Origin of the sequence: Vallitalea guaymasensis (assembly GCF_018141425.1) — a bacterium.
Lineage (GTDB): Bacteria > Bacillota > Clostridia > Lachnospirales > Vallitaleaceae > Vallitalea > Vallitalea guaymasensis.
In genome coordinates, this window is the sequence record NZ_CP058561.1 from 1,054,260 (window position 1) to 1,071,274 (window position 17,015).

Consider the following 17,015-nt stretch of genomic DNA (forward strand, 5'->3'; position numbering starts at 1 on the left):
ACCTCCTTATTAAAATTTCATCATCACTTTACCCGACACTCTTTTCGCCTCTATATCTTCAAAAGCTTTTTTTATATCATCAATATCAATAACCCTATCTATCAATTTTTCTACTTTTATCTGTCCTGTTCCAAGATAGTTTGCACCTAGAGTCCATTCTTTTCCTGGAAAAGGAGCTGAATATGACATCCAAGAACCTTTTACCGTCAATTCTTTTCTATTCATATATTCAAATTGTTTTGGCTGTATGACAAATTGAGTGTGAGGTGTACCAATATACATAACACTTCCTTTGTTACCAGCAATCTCTAAGCATAGTAATTCTGTAAAAGGCACTCCTGCTGTTTCAAGAACCATCTCAAAACCTTTACCATTAGTGATTCTTTTAACTTGTTCAGCTATATCATCTGTTTTGGTATTGATTACATTATCCGCTCCCAATTCTAAGGCAATTTTTAATCTTTCGTCATCAATATCAAATACTGTAATATCTTTTGCACCCATTATCTTGGCACACTGTAAGGTCAATAAACCTATAGTACCCATGCCTGTTATAGCTACACTTGTCATAGGTTTGAAATCCATGATTAACAGTCCATGTAATGCTACGGTTATAGGTTCAAGAAATGCTCCTTGGACATAAGAAACTTGTTCTGGTAGTTTTACTATATTAACTTCTGGGGCTTTTACATATTCAGCCCAAGCTCCATATTCTCTTGAACCGATGAAACTATAATTTTTACATAATGCATGATTACCACTAAGACAATCTACACATGAATGACAAGGTTTTAGAGGTGCTACTGATACTTTGTCTCCAATATGTACATTCTTTACTTCTCTTCCCATTTCAACTACTTCACCTGAAAACTCATGTCCAAATACATTGGGATAATAATGAGAAGCTGTTCCCAAGACTCTTGGTATATCTGAACCGCATATTCCAGAAGCCTTTACTTTAATCAACACTTCATTATCTTCAATAACAGGCTTTTCAATATCTTCTATTCTAATTTCTTTTTGTGCATATAATACAGCAGCTTTCATTGATATTGCCCTCCTCGCTATTTAGCTATGATTCCCTCTAAATCCCATAAGTCTTCCCATGATTGGTTATCTTTCCATAAGAAAACTTGACCTTTGATAAGGCGACAGTTCTTATCAATCTTAGATATAGCTTCCATCTCTTCATCAGTCAAAGGGTTTTCTGTTACACATTTTATGTTGCTAAGATATTCATTTCTCTTTACTGAAAATGGAATAGGCACTTGCCCTCTTTGAACTGCCCATTTTATACATACGACTGCTGGATGTACCCCAAGTCTTTTTGCTGCTGCTAGAATAACTGGGTCTTCTATGTCTACTGTATCATTCTCTGTTTTATCTCTATCTGGACGAGTTGGAGAACCAATAGGACAAAAACCGATAGGCTGAATATTATTTTTTATGCAAAAATCAAATAGCTCCTGTTGTTGAAAATGAGGGTGTTGCTCCATTTCATTTACTGCTGGTTTTATCCTTGCATCCTTAAGTAACAATTCAAATTTCGCTTTTGTCATATTGGAAGTACCGATATTTCTTACTAATCCCATGTCTACCAATCTTTCCATTTGTCTCCAAGTTTTCATAAATTCTTCATGGATATATGGGTGAGCATTCTCACTTCTTGAATCAACTGAACAACCTGGAGCGTGGTAGTTAGGAAATGGCCAATGAATTAAATATAAATCTAAGTAATCAAGCTTTAGGTCTTTTAATGTCTTTGCTACAGATATTAAAACGTCACCATCTCCATGCATATCATTCCATACTTTGGAATTTATCCATAGGTCTTCTCTTTTAATTCCATTTTTCATAGCTATCTTTAGAGCTTCACCAATTTCTTTTTCATTTTCATATACAGAAGCACAGTCGATGTGGCGATAACCAACTGAGATTGCTCCCAAAACAGCATCTGATATCTGCTCAGCAGTGAATCTGTCAGAACCAAAAGTACCAAGCCCTACAGCTGGCATTTCATCCCCTGTATATAATTTTTTCTTTGGTATAATATTAGGGTCTACTCCATCTGAAGCAATTTGAAAATTTTTTCTTAGATTATTTTCCATTTTTCATTACTCTCCTTTATATTATTTATAGTTTAATAATTGTTGCTTTATTAATTGGCATATCGTTTAGTTTTTTATTAAAATATTAAAGCTAAACGTTTAGCTCTAGCATAAAGTAATATCAACCAAATATAGTTAAATCTATATATTGGTCGATACAGACTCTTTGATATGAACTTTTGTTTTTAATCTATAAGTTGAAGGAAAATCTGAATAATCGTCACTAAGTCTTTTGAGCATAAGATTGGCCGCTGTTTCTCCAATCTCTTTCATTGGTTGTTCCACAATAGATAGTGGTGGTCTTACTATCCTTGCCATTTGTATGTTGTCAAATCCGATCAAAGATAATTGATTCGGAATAGTAATATTCAAATCATTAACTGCCATTATTGCACCGATAGTCATTTCATAATTGGTTACTAATACTGCAGAAGGACGTTTGTCCATATTCCAAAGATCAATAAGTGCTGTATATCCACTTACTACAGTATAATCTGCGTTCTTAATTAACTCTTCATCAATATCAACGTTATAGTCTTCGTGGACTCTAATATATCCTTTTCTTCTTTCATCGGCAGTATAAGTATTTTCTGGTCCGCATATTATACCTATCCTTTTATGTTTTCTCATAATTAGTTCTTCTACAGCTTGGTATGAGGCATTCAAGTTGTCTGCAATGACTATATCACAATCCAGCCCTTTTATCATTCTATCTAATAATATAACAGGAATCTTTTTATCTATCAGACTCTGTATATGTTTTTTTTCTCCACTATAACTAACCATGATAATACCATCAACGTGTTTATTTATGAGAAATTCAAGTTTGGTGTGCTCTAATTCTTTGTCTTCTTTGAAGTCACATATTATTGTACCATAACCTTTTTCCTGTAGAATACCTTCAATTATTGATACTATTGAGGTAAAAAATATGTTTTCCAAAGATGGCAACAACACCCCTATTGTCATCGTTTTATTGGTTTTCAATCCCCTAGCCATTTCATTTCTTTTATAATCTAAGACTTCTATAGCTTCTTGGATTATTTTTTTGTTCTCATCTAGGACATTACCACCATTAATGTATTTTGATATGGTTGCTATAGATAATCCTGTATATTTTGCTACATCTTTAATAGTTGAAATATTATACACCTCCATCACGAAACGTTTCGTCATCTTAATTATATCATAGATTTTTTTTTATACAAGTTTTTTTTATTATATCACATTAGTTTTTTGTTTTTGCTTTATGTAATCACCTATTAAATTATGATAATATAAAAAAGTATACTTATTTAATAAATTTATTACCCAAAATTAATTTTTATGAAAAAAGACTTTTCTTTTTAATATAATTTTAATATAATTTAATTGATTGCTAAAATTAATTACGTGATATTTTTATAAAAATATTCTTTTAATAAACTAATATAATTACTTAATAATATAGGGAGTGATTTAATGTTCAATCTTGATGATTGTGTTGCATTTATTACTAATAATGCTTCTAAACAAATGGAGAATTATTTTAATGAAAGGTTGACTCAATTAGGTAGCACCAGAGTTCAATGGATTGCATTATATTATCTAGGGAAAAATAAATCTATTAGTCAAATTGATCTTGCCAAAAAAATGAATATAAAAAGTTCTACAGTAGTAAGATTAATTGACAGAATGGAAAGAGATGGTTATGTAAAACGTGTAAAAGATTCTAATGATAGAAGAATAACCACTCTTGAATTAACTGATTCCGGACTTAACCTAAGAAAACAATTACTTCCTGAAGGTGAAAAAGCCAGTAAAGTTTTTTCTAGGAACATTACAGATGAAGAACTTGAAGTTTTTGTGAATGTTTTAAAGAAAATGGTAGATAATATTAATGAATAATTTATTTTAGATAGACTTTCTAGATATCTGGACAATAACATCAATTAATTATTGATAGATGTTGATATCTAAAATAATATGTGCTATACTAACTATTGCATATGCAATTAATTTACTACTAGGAGGTAACATAGATGGCAAAAGACCCAAGACAAATGTTAAATGACTTTATGTCAGGATTAGAAGATTTAGGCAAAACAAATGAATCTCATATGGGTTCATTCATGAATTTATTAGGTACTGCTTATGAACCTGGTGCTCTAGATGTTAAAACAAAAGAATTGATGAGTGTAGCAATCGGTGCTTATAACCGTTGCGAATATTGTATAGTATTCCATGTATACAAAGCTCTTGAAGCAGGTGCAACACGTGAGGAAATCCTAGAAGCAGCTATGGTAGCAGTAGCATTTGGTGGAGGACCTTCTATGGCATACACTGTAACATTATTGAAGAAATCAATTGATACATTTGAAGGCGATTTCAAATAAATTTAATATAAGCATCGGAGGCAGTTGGTACTGCCTCTTATTTTTAAATACATTAGTTTTAATAACATTATATTTACAGCAAGGAGGATCTCATGAACATTGAAGTTAAGTTAGATAAATTATCAGGTCATGCAAAAGATGGCAAAGTAGGAAAAGTTCATAAAAGCGTTGGTGATAAAGTTACTACTGAAGATATTTTATTTAATATTGAATCAAATAAAGGAAATATGCCTATTAAGGCAACTGCTAATGGAACAATCAAAAGCATTGAAGCCAATGAAGGTGATTCAGTTGCTATAGGTTCTCTACTAGCAATAATTGACGGTGAAGCACCTGAGGAGGTCATAGAACAAAAAGCGCCATCGAAGAATATGAATACTAATAAAACTGCTAGTAAATCTTCAGGTGGTTTTAATTATTTTGGTGGATTATTAAAACCCCAAAAGCAACAGTTGGAAAGTGATATAACTATTATAGGTGGTGGTCCTGGAGGCTATGTAGCTGCTATTCAAGCTGCTAAATTAGGAGCTAATGTTGTTCTAGTGGAAAAAGAAAGAGTTGGAGGTACATGTCTCAACTATGGTTGTATACCAACTAAAGCTATTGTTCGTTCATCAGAAGTATATAGAGAATTAAAAGAAGCTGATAAATTCGGTCTACATGCTGATAACATTTCAGTAGATATGAAAAAAGTCATTGACAGAAAATCAGATATCGTTAATCAACTAGTAGGTGGTATAGAATATCTCCTAGAAAAAAACAATGTAAAAGTGATTAAAGGTACTGGAGAAATAATTGACAAAAACAAAGTATTTGCTAAGAATAACAAACTGGAAGCTACTATAAATAGTAAAAATATTATTATAGCAACTGGTTCTAAGACATCAATGATTCCTATTAAAGGAATAGACCTTGATAATGTTATTACAAGCAAAGAAGCTCTTGAACTTGATACACTACCTGAAAAATTAGTTATTGTTGGCGGTGGTATCATAGGTATGGAATTTGCTTTTATATACTCTAGTTTTGGAGTTGATGTTTCTGTTGTAGAATTTTTGGAAAACACCTTACTGGCATGTGACAAAGATGTTTGCGATGAGATTAATACAATAGCCAAGAATAGTGGTATTAAACTATATACAAGTTCTAGAGTAGAATCTATCATCAAAAGCGAAGATGATAAATGTATTGTTTCATTTACTGAAGATAAGGAAACCAAGTTTATAACTGCTGATAAAGTACTTATGGCTGTTGGCAGACAACCATCCTATAAAAACATAGGTCTTGAGAAATTAAATATAGAAATGGATGAAAGAACAAAAGGTATCAAAGTTAACGACAAAATGCAGACTAATATACCTAACATTTATGCTATTGGTGATGTGACCAACATAATCCAACTTGCTCATGTTGCTTCACATCAAGGTATTGTAGCAGTTAAAAATATTTTAGGGACAGAAACTAAGATGGATTACAATGTAGTCCCAAGTGCTATATTCACTAATCCTGAAATTGCTATGGTGGGAGTAAGTGAAAGTATGGCACAAAAAGATGGTATTGACATTGAAATAGGTAAATTCCCGTTTTCGGCTAATGGTAAAGCTTTAACTCTAGGTGACAGCAAAGGTTTTGTTAAAATCATTAAGGATAAATCAACTGGAAAGGTTATTGGTGGTTCTATAATCGGACCTCATGCAACAGATTTGATTGCAGAAATAACTTTAGCAATTAAAAACGGATTGACAACAAATGAAATTATTGAAACCATCCACGCTCATCCAACTACAGCTGAGTCCATACATGAAGCTGTTTTAGCTACTGAAGGTGGTGCGTTACATTTTGCCAAATAATGATATTAATGTAAAAGTGATATGTTCTAACTCCACGGATCCTTGGTACAATTTAGCTCTTGAAGAATACCTGTTACGTGATATCAATGAAAATGAAATAATATTGTATCTCTGGCAAAATGATAATACTGTAGTTATAGGCAGAAATCAAAATCCTTGGAAAGAATGCAAATGTAAAAAATTAGAGAATGAGGGTGGCAAATTAGCTAGAAGGTTATCTGGTGGAGGTGCTGTCTATCATGATTTAGGGAATCTCAATTTTACATTTGTTATGGATAAAAATTTGTATGATCTGGATAGACAGTTAAATGTAATCTTACAGGCTGTTAGAAGCTTTGGAATTGATGCAGAGTTTTCAGGTCGTAATGATTTAACCGTACATGGTAAGAAATTCTCTGGTAATGCTTTTTATTTCTTGGATAAATCATCTTATCATCATGGTACCATACTTGTAGATACTGATTTTAATAAGCTTACTGATTATCTACAAGTCTCTAAGGAGAAAATTAATTCTAAAGGAATTGATTCAGTTCGTTCTAGAGTCATTAACTTAAGTGAGCTTAGTGATATTTTAACTACTGAAGGAATGAAAAGAAGTTTGATTGATAGCTTTGAAAACATATATGGTAAATCTAGTACTGTAATTAATGTAGATAATGATACTTATAACATTCAAGAATTATATGATAAATATGCCTCTTGGGAATGGCGTTATGGAGAAGCTCCAAAATTTGATATTACTTTTGATAAAAGATTTTCATGGGGCGGTTTTGAGTTAGGTTTGATTCTTAAGAACGGTCATATCAAAGAAGCCAAAATATATTCTGATGCCATGAACAGTCACTTAATACAAAAGATGTCTTCTTGTTTGCTGGATATTCCTTTTATAATGGATAAAATAATTAATACTATTGGTAGTATTTCTACAGATGAAGCAGATAAACTGATTATAGATGATGTAACACATTGGCTCATTGAAAAATCCAAAAGTATATAGAAGTTATTTTTATAAGGCTTAATTAATAAGTATTGTATCATAGTATATGGCAATAAAACTATTAGTTAAGCCCTTTTGTAGTATCAATAAAAAATACGCTTGTCCTTTGGTGTATCAGCTGATGGGTCATTGACTACTACACCTTTTGGTACTTCTATCTCATCTTTCAATAGGAAATCGTTGGTTTCTTCCATGAAATCGTCTAATTTTTTTCTCATCTCGGTTAATACCTTATCATATTTTTTATTACCTACAAGATTCTCTTTTTCTTGTGGATCAAAAACTATATTAAATAGGTATTCATCCTTTATTTCATAGTTGTCAAAGTCATTATCTATTAATAGTTGTTTTGGATTAGAATTATCAATATTCGCCAGCATTGGCTTCTTATAGTTATTGAACACTCTGATATATTTATACTCTTCTGTTCTTACACATCTCATAGGCTGATATGAGGCATGGTAATTAATTTCAGCATAAACTTCTTCTCTGACTTTATCTTTTTCATTCATTACTACACTCTTTTGTGAGATTCCCTGTATGTATTCAGGTATTTCCAAGTTTAATAATTCACATATTGTTGGAAACAGGTCTATCTGAGAAAGCATAGAGTCCACTACTCTTCCATTCATTGGTGAATCAGGTACCCTAAGAGCTAAGGATACCCCCATTCCACTATCAAAAAGTGTACACTTCATAAATGGCGAAGGTAATCCGTGGTCTGTGGTAAATATTATTATTGTATCCTCATAAATACCTTTTTCCTTTACAGCATCTAAAACCATCTTAAAACAGTCATCAGCTATTTTCACAGAGGTACAGTAATGAGCAAAATCTTCTCTGTTCATATTTGTATCTTTTAGCTTAGAAGGTACTTTAATGTAATCAGGTTCATATCCTTCTGTTATATCTTCTGGATATTTTCTATGTGTATTCCATAAGCCGAATGAAATGAAAAAATTACTATCTTCAGTATAGTTAAGTATGTAGTCTGCAACTGCTTTGGCATTTTCCATGTCATTGTCGTCACTGGCTGGTCCTAGAATGTCATCATATGGCAAAACATCATAATTCATGTTGTGCTGTTCTAATAATCCATGATTAGCTATATGTTCAGTGCCGGCTATAGCTGTTCTGTAACCATTTTCTTTTAGATAACTACCCAAATGTTTTGTATAATCATTCATCTTAAATCCACGATGGGATAAACCTATTAAACCGTTATTATGTGCATACATTCCAGATAATAGAGCTCCCCTACTAGGGCTACAAGTAGGACTAGCACTGTAAGCCTGTCTGAATAGTATTGATTCTCTTGCGAATTTTTCAATATTTTCTGTTGGAACTTTGTAGCCATATGGTGAAATGTATCTACCTGAATCATGGGTGTTAAAATAAATAATGTTCATCTGCTATACCTCCTATATTAGTTGAATTACGCTTGATTAGTTATTAGTATATTAACATATTGGGTATTTACTTTCAATATGAAAATATATTTAGTTCATTATACATTAGTAAAAATCAATCAACTCTAATATATAGTGTAGATTGATTTTTTTCAATGAAATCTATTATCTTGTAAATACTTTTGTCAGAAAATATGTAATCAAAATAATTGGGGTAGCTACTAAAAACAGTACTATGTTTTTATCTGAAATTGCTACAGATAATACACTGAACAGCATAATGATAGTTAACAGTTTAAAGAATATGCTTACATGATTTTTAGTATTATTTTGAAATGTATCTTCATTATCATTAATATTATTTTTTGGTATAGATTCCATCAATTTAGTTTTATCGGATAGAGCTTGTAGAACAAATTCTTTCTTACATTTTTCACATTGATATACAATAGTTCCAGCATATAAATCTACATCTGTATTAAATTCCATACCATCTAATTGACTTTTTGTTTTGCCTCTAAATTCTTTAACTGTTCTTTTTGTTAATTTTGTATTTCCACAATATGGACATTTCTTCTTTTTAAAGATATTTTTTATATCTTTTAGTTTAAAATTGTATTCTATCCTTTCCATTTTCATCCACCTTCGTTGTTATTATAAAATTAATATTTACCAAGATACAACTATTTTACCTCCAAACCCAAATAGAGCAGCAAGATTTAATCCCACTTTTAGTTCTCTTCTACCATTTTTATATTCATACATTGCATCTACTCCACCCCCAAAAGCTCCCGCATAGCCTGTTCCAATAGCAGATATATCTACTCCAAATATGGAAATTTTACCTTTGATTTGTCCACTAGCACCAGCTGCAATAGCATTTCCTGATACACCGTAACCGCTCTTTCCAAATTTGAAAGCTCCATAAGCATTTGCAGTCAAAACTTCAGCTTCTCCACCAACATTTCCATAAAAGTTATCCCAACCTATATTTTTTGAGGTGGCTTCAACATCAAGAGCTGATGCACCTACAACAGCTTTTAAATTAACATTACCTTTTTCTATAGTATTTACTATATTGGCTTCAGCGCTAACAGTATATACATTAAAATAATCCTCATATCCTAGATTACATAGATAATAATTATCTCCACGTTTGCCGAATCCATCAGCATGTAAAGTAGTTTTGTTATTACTTTTATTCTCATTGTTTACATAGCGATTTGCTGGTAAAATTATTTGATTTATATTTTTAAATTGTCTTGAATTTATAGTATTAGTATATAATAACAATGAATTCCTTGTCTGATTATCTAACTCTCCAGTCTTATCAGTCTTATACCCTTTTTCATTAAGGAATCTTTGTATTTCAATAATTTTTCCCTCAGTACTGTAAGGAACCATACTAATTCTAGTTTTTAAGTCAGGTATTGAATTTAATATTTGATTTATATTATTCTCCTCAGAATCTGGATTCAAATATTCTTGAGCATCTTGTAAATCATCTACATATAATTTATTATTAATTATAGTATTATTGTCTTTAAAATATTTCTTTATATTAGATATATTACATATGTACCAATCATTTATTTTATTAAATATACCTTTTATACCATCACTAATAAAAGATTTTTTATTCTCATGCGTTAACTCATTATCTAAATCAGTTACAAATTGATCCATTAAGTTTTTTAGTTTAACTTCTGTTTGTTTATACTCTTTGATTGCATCTGCCAATACGAACTGCATTTGATAAGATTTTCTATCTATATTTTTAAGTCTATTCCTTATAATTCTGAGCTCTTTATATATACCCCTTCTACAAATATCTTCATCCATTGAGTTAGTTATCGATATAAACATATCCATTATCTCGCTTGTCCTACGTTTTATTCCTTCAATATCATATTTACTTCTTTCTAGTTTTCCTATATCCAGGCATATTTTACTCATTAATATCATCTCCTATAGTATCATTTGATACAATTTATATTACTATTTAAAATCCATAATGCAAGCATTTCTGATAAACTGCATGATATATCGGATAAACTACATATAAAACCTTATTTCAAACCCTTTATTAATAATACTATTATATAATTATTATGTCAAAATTTATTGTTAATTCATATTATTTCAGTTAATTGTAATTATAAATAATATTTATTATAATTCTAATTAATATGATATAATTTGTGTATATAGCTTAGGAGGTGTACTAACATGTATAAGAAAAATATTTTTCATTACTGTTGCTATGTGCTTATTTTTTCTTTTGTTATCCTTTTATTAACTCCTTTTATAACATGTTTGATGTATATTAAATCTGGTGAAGATGTAATAGGATTTGGTGTAATGACTGGAATTATAGCAGTAGCTGGTATGTTTGTAAGTTTTATGGGAGCATATACACTATATAGGCAAGAACATCCTCTAAAAAATAATGATAGTGATGAAGACCAAGAATTTTAATGACTAATTTTATCTACAAAATAATATCCCCTGGGGGAGTAAACCTCAGGGTAAAATTTTCAACACATATACAAAAAAATACTAAAATACATATTTATAAACATTTGTTTGATTCATTAATAATATAATAGTAAAAAGAGGTTTTATAATGATGAACAAACAAAAATTTATTGCTATATTTTTTTCTTTAATTTTTCTTATAATTAGTATAATACAATTAATAGTGGGTAATTACTTTCCAGCAATACTACTTAGTTTTGCTTCATTATGCTTTTTTATAGCTTATAAACTTTTCTAATATTCTTTTTTTCCTAATATCCCATTTACCAATAAACTCACCATTTTTAAATTCACCTTGAATATACCCATATGGTTGTGAATCTTTGTTATAAATTATTCCAGAAGCAAATCTTTTATTAATTAATTTGAATATAATATAATTAAATGGTGGTGTACATTCAAAATATCCACCTTTTAAGTAAGGATATCCGCACTCTTTAAATATTTCTTCATCTAACTTAATCATTATTTTAAACATATCAGTTAAGTATTGTTCACTATCTTTAACTAACGATTCCCATTTTGGAAGTATTGAAATAATATTTCAACAACCAATTATTTGATTTATATTAAAATTTGATTATATTAAGCACAATATTACTTCATTAAATGATAGGTTAAAGTAATTTTAAGTAATTAATATACATTTTGCTACATTTTATTGAATGTTACATTGCGCAACGTTATAATAATTCAGAAAGGATTTGATACTATATGTTACCTCAGAGATTAAAAATTTTAAGAAAACAAAATAATTGGACACAATTAGTTACAGCTACCAAACTAAATATCCCAAGAGGCACTTACGCACATTATGAAATAGGAAAACGACAGCCAGACTATGGTACTTTAAGTAACATAGCTGATTTATATAATGTTTCTATTGATTATCTGATAGGTAGAACTGATAATTGTACTCCAATAGGTCAAGTAAAAAAAACGAAAGGAATCGACGAACAGATTAATGATTTACTTAAACAACTTGAAGAAAATACCACATTAAATAATAGTTCCCTTGATGAAGAAACTAAAAGAATTCTTATTAAAATGTTAAACACTACTAAGGAAATAGTACAAAACACTAATAAACGAAATAATAATAGATTTATTTAGAATAAATTTAGCCTTATTTTATTTAATACATAGTACTATTCACTGAATATGAAAAAGCAGTCGGGTTATTAATCCACTGCTATTTTCATTACTGGAAATTAGTGATATATAAAAGTCAGAAAATCTATAATATAAAATTGTCATTAAGTGTATATTTTCCATATAATTAATATGTTATAATTGAGTTAAGAAGTTAACTTATATTAAATTTAAAAAACAGTATTATTATTTATAAGGTATTGAAAGGATTGATATTATGACTATATCACTGAAGTCAAGAACAGAAGATCATGTTAAAATTTATTGGGATAAAACACAGGATGAAGAAATTCAAAAATTATTCCCATTTAGTATTAAGTCTTTAGAAGAATCACTAAAATTGTACAAAGAAACACTCGAAGATGGGGCTTCTAGCTATGGAAAAGTCATTTATTGTGATGAAAAGTACATAGGAGATATCTGGTGTTATTGTATAGATGAAACCGATGAAAAAATGACAATGTTAAGTATCGTGATTTTTGAAAAAGATTTATGGGGAAAAGGTATTGCAACGGAAGCTACTAAAATTTTCATCCAAGATATTTTTAATAAGTATAAGGTAGATAAAATTGGAGCTTTCACCTACTCTTCCAATAATAGATCACGAGGTCTATTACAAAAATCTGGATTCTCTGAAATTGAAACATTTGTGGAAGATGGAATTGAATCTGTTTATTATGAGTTAGGTATAACCCAGTCAAAATAATTATTTTTTTTAAAAGAAGGAATAAATTAATGAGAAATGCAAAGAAAATATCAGGTTTAGTTTTATTAGGTGTAATAATATTATTAACAACTTATTTTTGTTATTTTGAATTTATCTATAGATCTTACTATTAAACAAAAAGTTTATAAACAATTTAAGTTTAATCATGGCTTATCTGTATATGATAAGCATGATACTCTTACTAACTACATGATAATATTGGATTTATCTAATAATCATTATAATTTTTATATAAGTGGTGGTAGATGTATTAGTGCTAAAATGTTTAGTAAAGAAAAATCATCAAAAGGTAGTATGCTTTTTGAAATTGTAGGTGAACCTTTTACTTTAGAGATTCCTACTATGTTTAAAGTTAATGATTAAATGATTATATATAATTTTTTATGTACAATTCTGATTTTTTGCATTCACCAATTATAAGCTTTATGAATAATATATAGTAACAACGTGGACATGCATTAAAACATGGACATGCATTCTGTGTTGTTAAAAAATATTGAAAGAAGGTGTAAATTTTGGCAAGCGTTAAAGTTATTCTTGCAGATCACAACGAAGTAATTTCAGTAGATCAAAGTCCAGTTAATGCTAGTCCTATTATAAGTTCAGGAGATTCCATTGCTAGAACTATACGAAGACTTGAAGAGCAGGATTACGATTTTGAACAATTTAAACAAGCTGGAATACTAGGACAAAGTTATCAATTCGTATATATCTTTATTAATGATGACGACGATGATGAATTAGATGTTGATTAAATTTAAACCTTATTTTTCTTGGGAGTATAAACTCCCTTTTTATATACCATAAATAACTGATAGATAAACATAATTTTTTAGTTACAACTATTATTTAGAAATACCTCATTTTCCATTATTAATTATTGATAATCTTTTTTGCTAGTTTTATTTTAACAAGTACTGTTATAGGTGTCTCCAAGAATGAATTATTATTATAGCTTTTGATTCCGGATCTTTACTCACTTTTGATTTGTTTCAAATTATTATGAACAAGCATATAATATATTAACATACCTAAAGGAGATTAATTATGATTTACTTAATACCTTTACCTTATTATGATGATGTTATCTATGATAATCCTAATTATTATCGGAGAATAATTCCCCCACCACTTACAAGATACGGTAGCCCAGCTGCTGATATGATTCCTCCAGATATGGTACCCAATGGCGGTTCTTCTAGTGATGATATATGGTTCCCTTCTTACCCACCAAATTATTTACCATTCCCCGATCCAGCAATTGGAGGAGAAGTTCAGATTATCCCTTTAGATTAAAAGGGGTAACACTTTTATCCATTAAAAATTACATAATCCGCTTAAAGATATAGCAATATTAAGAGGTTCTATGAATCTCTAATAATGATGCAAAAAAACAAGTGAGTCCCATTGTTTTACTAGAAAACAGAAGGTGACTCACTATATTTTTAAGTTAGAGGTTTGTCATTTTGGAAAAGTCCGCCAGACAGCCCCTTTAAAAAACCCTTTTTTCATTTTATAGCGCACGAGGACAGCAACGAAATGAAACAAAGTAAACAATGAAGATATTCTATCTATAAAAATTAATTTACTTTTATAACTAACGATGATAGCCTTGATTGGAAAGAATATGGTGTAGATCACGAAATAAAAACAGTTGTTCAAAATAAACACTTATCAAATGGTTCAATAATACTTTTCCATAACGATGCTAAATATACACCAGAAGCATTAAGACCAATATTAGATGCTCTAAAAGAAAAAGGATATGAAATTGTTCCTATATCAGAATTGATTATTAGAGACGATTATTATATGGACCACACGGGTAAACAAATAAAAAAAGAATAGATACATATATTATTAATACAATTTCTGGTTATTTAACCAGAGATTGTATTTTAATATGTATAAGTTTTTATATCATTATGTGTATATATAAATTGCTTTGGACAAGCCACGAAATAAAAGTTATTATTAAATAATTTATCTATTTTTATAAGTTATACTTATCATATTCTTTATATGAGATAATTTATTTTAGTTTTATTGATGATGCACATGAATAAATATTATGTCGAAAAAAGTACAACACTTAATTATACTATTTATATACATTGATTATAAGGCTATATATTGACTATGTATTATGGTATAATTTGGCATAATTAATAAGAAAGGACGATATACAATGAAAAATATTAAGAAATTAGTTTTATTTATTACACTGATTATAGTGGTTGGTGGAGTTAATGTTTATGCAGCAAATATTGGAGCCAAATTAACATCACCAGAAGAAGGATGGAAAAGATATGATGATAATGCATCAGAAATAACATATATTAATTGTGATGTATTTCATTCGGAGTTCTCTAATAGTAATTATTATTATAGTGGAATTACTGGAGATTCTGAACTGATTCCAGAAATTAGTTTTAAATTTTATGGTACTAAAATAAGATTTATTGGGACAACACATTTGGAATCACATAGAGGGAAAGTTAAAATAATAATTGATGGTGTTGAATATGAATTTTCGCAGATTGCTAGTAATTATGATCTTGAAATATTGCAATTTGAAAAATTAGATCTTAATAAGGATATACATACAGTGACAATTACAAGAGAAGCTAGTTATACTGGAAAACATATGTATTTAGGAGCGATTGATATAGATGAAGATGGTTATCTGATAGGAAAGGCAAAAGTAGGTGATCAATTACTAGAGCCAGAAACTGGGTGGAAGAGGTATGATGATGCAGATTCAAGATTTAGTTATCAAGGAGATTTTTTATCTGGAACTTCTGATCAGTATGGTGGTGATTATTATAATGATACTTTACACTGGGTAAAAGCTACTCCAGTTGTAGATGATACTAAAATAAAATTTGAGTTCTTAGGAAGTAAATTAAGAATTATTAGCACTGTTTTTAACCAATACTCAAAAGCATTTGTAGTTAATGTTGATGGTAAGGAATATACATTCAGCCAGTACGGTGATCATTCATATCAAATGTTAATAGCTGAAATTAATAATTTAACATATGAAAGGCATACTGTTGAAATATTTAGTAATGATAATATAAGATATACTTTTGATGCAATAGATATAGATGAAGATGGGGCATTATTACCTTTAAATGTTATCAATTTAACCGCAATACCTAACGATACTAATATAGATCTTTCTTGGGATGCTGTTGCAGATGCAGAAAAATATATAGTAAAAAGAGCAACATCTGAAAATGGTCCATTTCAAACAATTGCAGATAATGTAACATCAACTAGTTATATAGATACAACAGCACAACCAGCAGTAACATATTATTATGTAGTAAATGTTGTGAAAGGAACAATAGTTAGTGAAAACTCTAATGTTGCATCAGCTATGATTGAAAATACAAATATAGCAGTATTACAAATTAAATTATCCACTACAGATGTATACGAATATAGAGTTACTATGAATGAAGTTGATAATTTTATGAAATGGTATATTGATAGAGCTAATGGTACAGGATTACCATTTTATAGTTTTTCAGATGAATCAAAAATAGAACCTTATACAGATGTAAATGAGTATCTGATCTTCGATAAAATAATATGGTTTAAAGTTAAAGAGTATTTAAAATAATACTTAATAAAAGTAAGTAATTTGAGCTGTTTTATTTATAAAATATACTTTACTACTATAATTCACAGAAATATCTTGGATTGGAAAGAATATGGGTTAGAACAATAGTAGAACAGTTCAATAGAGTTAAGCAGACCAAGCATTAAATATATCCTAGGAGATTAATAATATGAGACTTAAATAATATTTTGCAACAAGAATTAGAGCAAAGATTGTATTTAGATTAAA

Annotated in this window: 18 protein-coding genes; 11 read left to right on the plus strand and 7 right to left on the minus strand. The window is 29.4% G+C overall.

Annotated elements, in window-relative coordinates:
• Positions 1-9: 9 nt before the first annotated feature.
• The 3 genes from HYG85_RS04795 to HYG85_RS04805 form a co-directional block, all read right to left on the minus strand.
• Positions 10-1,047 carry a galactitol-1-phosphate 5-dehydrogenase gene (locus HYG85_RS04795; protein ID WP_212692521.1) on the minus strand — a complete coding sequence of 346 codons (1,038 nt, stop codon included), beginning with the start codon at positions 1,045-1,047 and terminating at the stop codon, positions 10-12.
• A gap of 17 nt (positions 1,048-1,064) precedes the next feature.
• Positions 1,065-2,108, minus strand: a complete 1,044-nt coding sequence (locus tag HYG85_RS04800; RefSeq protein WP_212692522.1) for an aldo/keto reductase — start codon at positions 2,106-2,108, stop codon at positions 1,065-1,067.
• A 141-nt stretch (positions 2,109-2,249) separates the two neighbouring features.
• Positions 2,250-3,284, minus strand: coding sequence for a LacI family DNA-binding transcriptional regulator (locus tag HYG85_RS04805; RefSeq protein WP_244971280.1), 1,035 nt, complete (start codon positions 3,282-3,284; stop codon positions 2,250-2,252).
• 285 nt (positions 3,285-3,569) lie between these two features.
• Between HYG85_RS04805 and HYG85_RS04810 the strand changes: the two genes are divergently transcribed.
• The 4 genes from HYG85_RS04810 to HYG85_RS04825 all read left to right on the plus strand — a co-directional run bounded on the left by HYG85_RS04810 (position 3,570) and on the right by HYG85_RS04825 (position 7,330).
• Positions 3,570-3,995, plus strand: coding sequence for a MarR family winged helix-turn-helix transcriptional regulator (locus tag HYG85_RS04810; protein ID WP_212692523.1), 426 nt, complete (start codon positions 3,570-3,572; stop codon positions 3,993-3,995).
• A 134-nt stretch (positions 3,996-4,129) separates the two neighbouring features.
• On the plus strand, positions 4,130-4,483 hold the full coding sequence (locus tag HYG85_RS04815; protein ID WP_212692524.1) for a carboxymuconolactone decarboxylase family protein: 354 nt from the start codon (positions 4,130-4,132) through the stop codon (positions 4,481-4,483).
• Between the two features lie 92 nt (positions 4,484-4,575).
• On the plus strand, positions 4,576-6,333 hold the full coding sequence (gene lpdA, locus HYG85_RS04820; RefSeq protein WP_212692525.1) for a dihydrolipoyl dehydrogenase: 1,758 nt from the start codon (positions 4,576-4,578) through the stop codon (positions 6,331-6,333).
• Positions 6,323-7,330: a lipoate--protein ligase gene (locus HYG85_RS04825; protein WP_212692526.1), complete on the plus strand. Its 1,008-nt coding sequence runs from the start codon at positions 6,323-6,325 to the stop codon at positions 7,328-7,330. Before lpdA ends, HYG85_RS04825 begins: the two co-directional genes overlap by 11 nt.
• Before the next feature lie 83 nt (positions 7,331-7,413).
• Here the strand turns inward: HYG85_RS04825 and HYG85_RS04830 are convergent, their stop codons facing one another.
• The 3 genes from HYG85_RS04830 to HYG85_RS04840 form a co-directional block, all read right to left on the minus strand.
• Positions 7,414-8,739 (minus strand): sulfatase family protein, encoded by a 1,326-nt coding sequence (locus HYG85_RS04830; protein ID WP_212692527.1) that lies wholly within the window; start codon positions 8,737-8,739, stop codon positions 7,414-7,416.
• A 165-nt stretch (positions 8,740-8,904) separates the two neighbouring features.
• Positions 8,905-9,372 carry a zinc ribbon domain-containing protein gene (locus HYG85_RS04835; protein ID WP_212692528.1) on the minus strand — a complete coding sequence of 156 codons (468 nt, stop codon included), beginning with the start codon at positions 9,370-9,372 and terminating at the stop codon, positions 8,905-8,907.
• A gap of 36 nt (positions 9,373-9,408) precedes the next feature.
• Positions 9,409-10,695, minus strand: a complete 1,287-nt coding sequence (locus tag HYG85_RS04840) for a hypothetical protein (RefSeq protein WP_212692529.1) — start codon at positions 10,693-10,695, stop codon at positions 9,409-9,411.
• A 273-nt stretch (positions 10,696-10,968) separates the two neighbouring features.
• Here HYG85_RS04840 and HYG85_RS04845 point away from each other — a divergent pair, with 273 nt between their 5' ends.
• Entirely contained in the window at positions 10,969-11,217 is a 249-nt protein-coding gene (locus tag HYG85_RS04845; RefSeq protein ID WP_212692530.1) for a hypothetical protein, read from the plus strand.
• A gap of 265 nt (positions 11,218-11,482) precedes the next feature.
• Here the strand turns inward: HYG85_RS04845 and HYG85_RS04850 are convergent, their stop codons facing one another.
• Complete coding sequence (locus HYG85_RS04850) at positions 11,483-11,743, minus strand: hypothetical protein (RefSeq protein WP_212692531.1); 261 nt, start codon at positions 11,741-11,743, stop codon at positions 11,483-11,485.
• 248 nt (positions 11,744-11,991) lie between these two features.
• On the opposite strand from HYG85_RS04850, the gene HYG85_RS04855 reads away from it, so the two are divergent.
• From HYG85_RS04855 to HYG85_RS04880, 6 genes are all read left to right on the plus strand, one after another.
• On the plus strand, positions 11,992-12,390 hold the full coding sequence (locus HYG85_RS04855; protein WP_212692532.1) for a helix-turn-helix domain-containing protein: 399 nt from the start codon (positions 11,992-11,994) through the stop codon (positions 12,388-12,390).
• Between the two features lie 256 nt (positions 12,391-12,646).
• Complete coding sequence (locus tag HYG85_RS04860) at positions 12,647-13,135, plus strand: GNAT family N-acetyltransferase (protein ID WP_212692533.1); 489 nt, start codon at positions 12,647-12,649, stop codon at positions 13,133-13,135.
• Between the two features lie 105 nt (positions 13,136-13,240).
• Positions 13,241-13,519: a hypothetical protein gene (locus HYG85_RS04865; RefSeq protein WP_212692534.1), complete on the plus strand. Its 279-nt coding sequence runs from the start codon at positions 13,241-13,243 to the stop codon at positions 13,517-13,519.
• 152 nt (positions 13,520-13,671) lie between these two features.
• Complete coding sequence (locus tag HYG85_RS04870; RefSeq protein ID WP_113671901.1) at positions 13,672-13,911, plus strand: hypothetical protein; 240 nt, start codon at positions 13,672-13,674, stop codon at positions 13,909-13,911.
• A 292-nt stretch (positions 13,912-14,203) separates the two neighbouring features.
• The gene (locus tag HYG85_RS04875) at positions 14,204-14,452 is read left to right on the plus strand and encodes a hypothetical protein (RefSeq protein ID WP_212692535.1); all 249 of its coding nucleotides are present in this window, start codon (positions 14,204-14,206) and stop codon (positions 14,450-14,452) included.
• An 892-nt stretch (positions 14,453-15,344) separates the two neighbouring features.
• Positions 15,345-16,787, plus strand: a complete 1,443-nt coding sequence (locus HYG85_RS04880) for a hypothetical protein (RefSeq protein WP_212692536.1) — start codon at positions 15,345-15,347, stop codon at positions 16,785-16,787.
• Positions 16,788-17,015 lie beyond the last annotated feature (228 nt).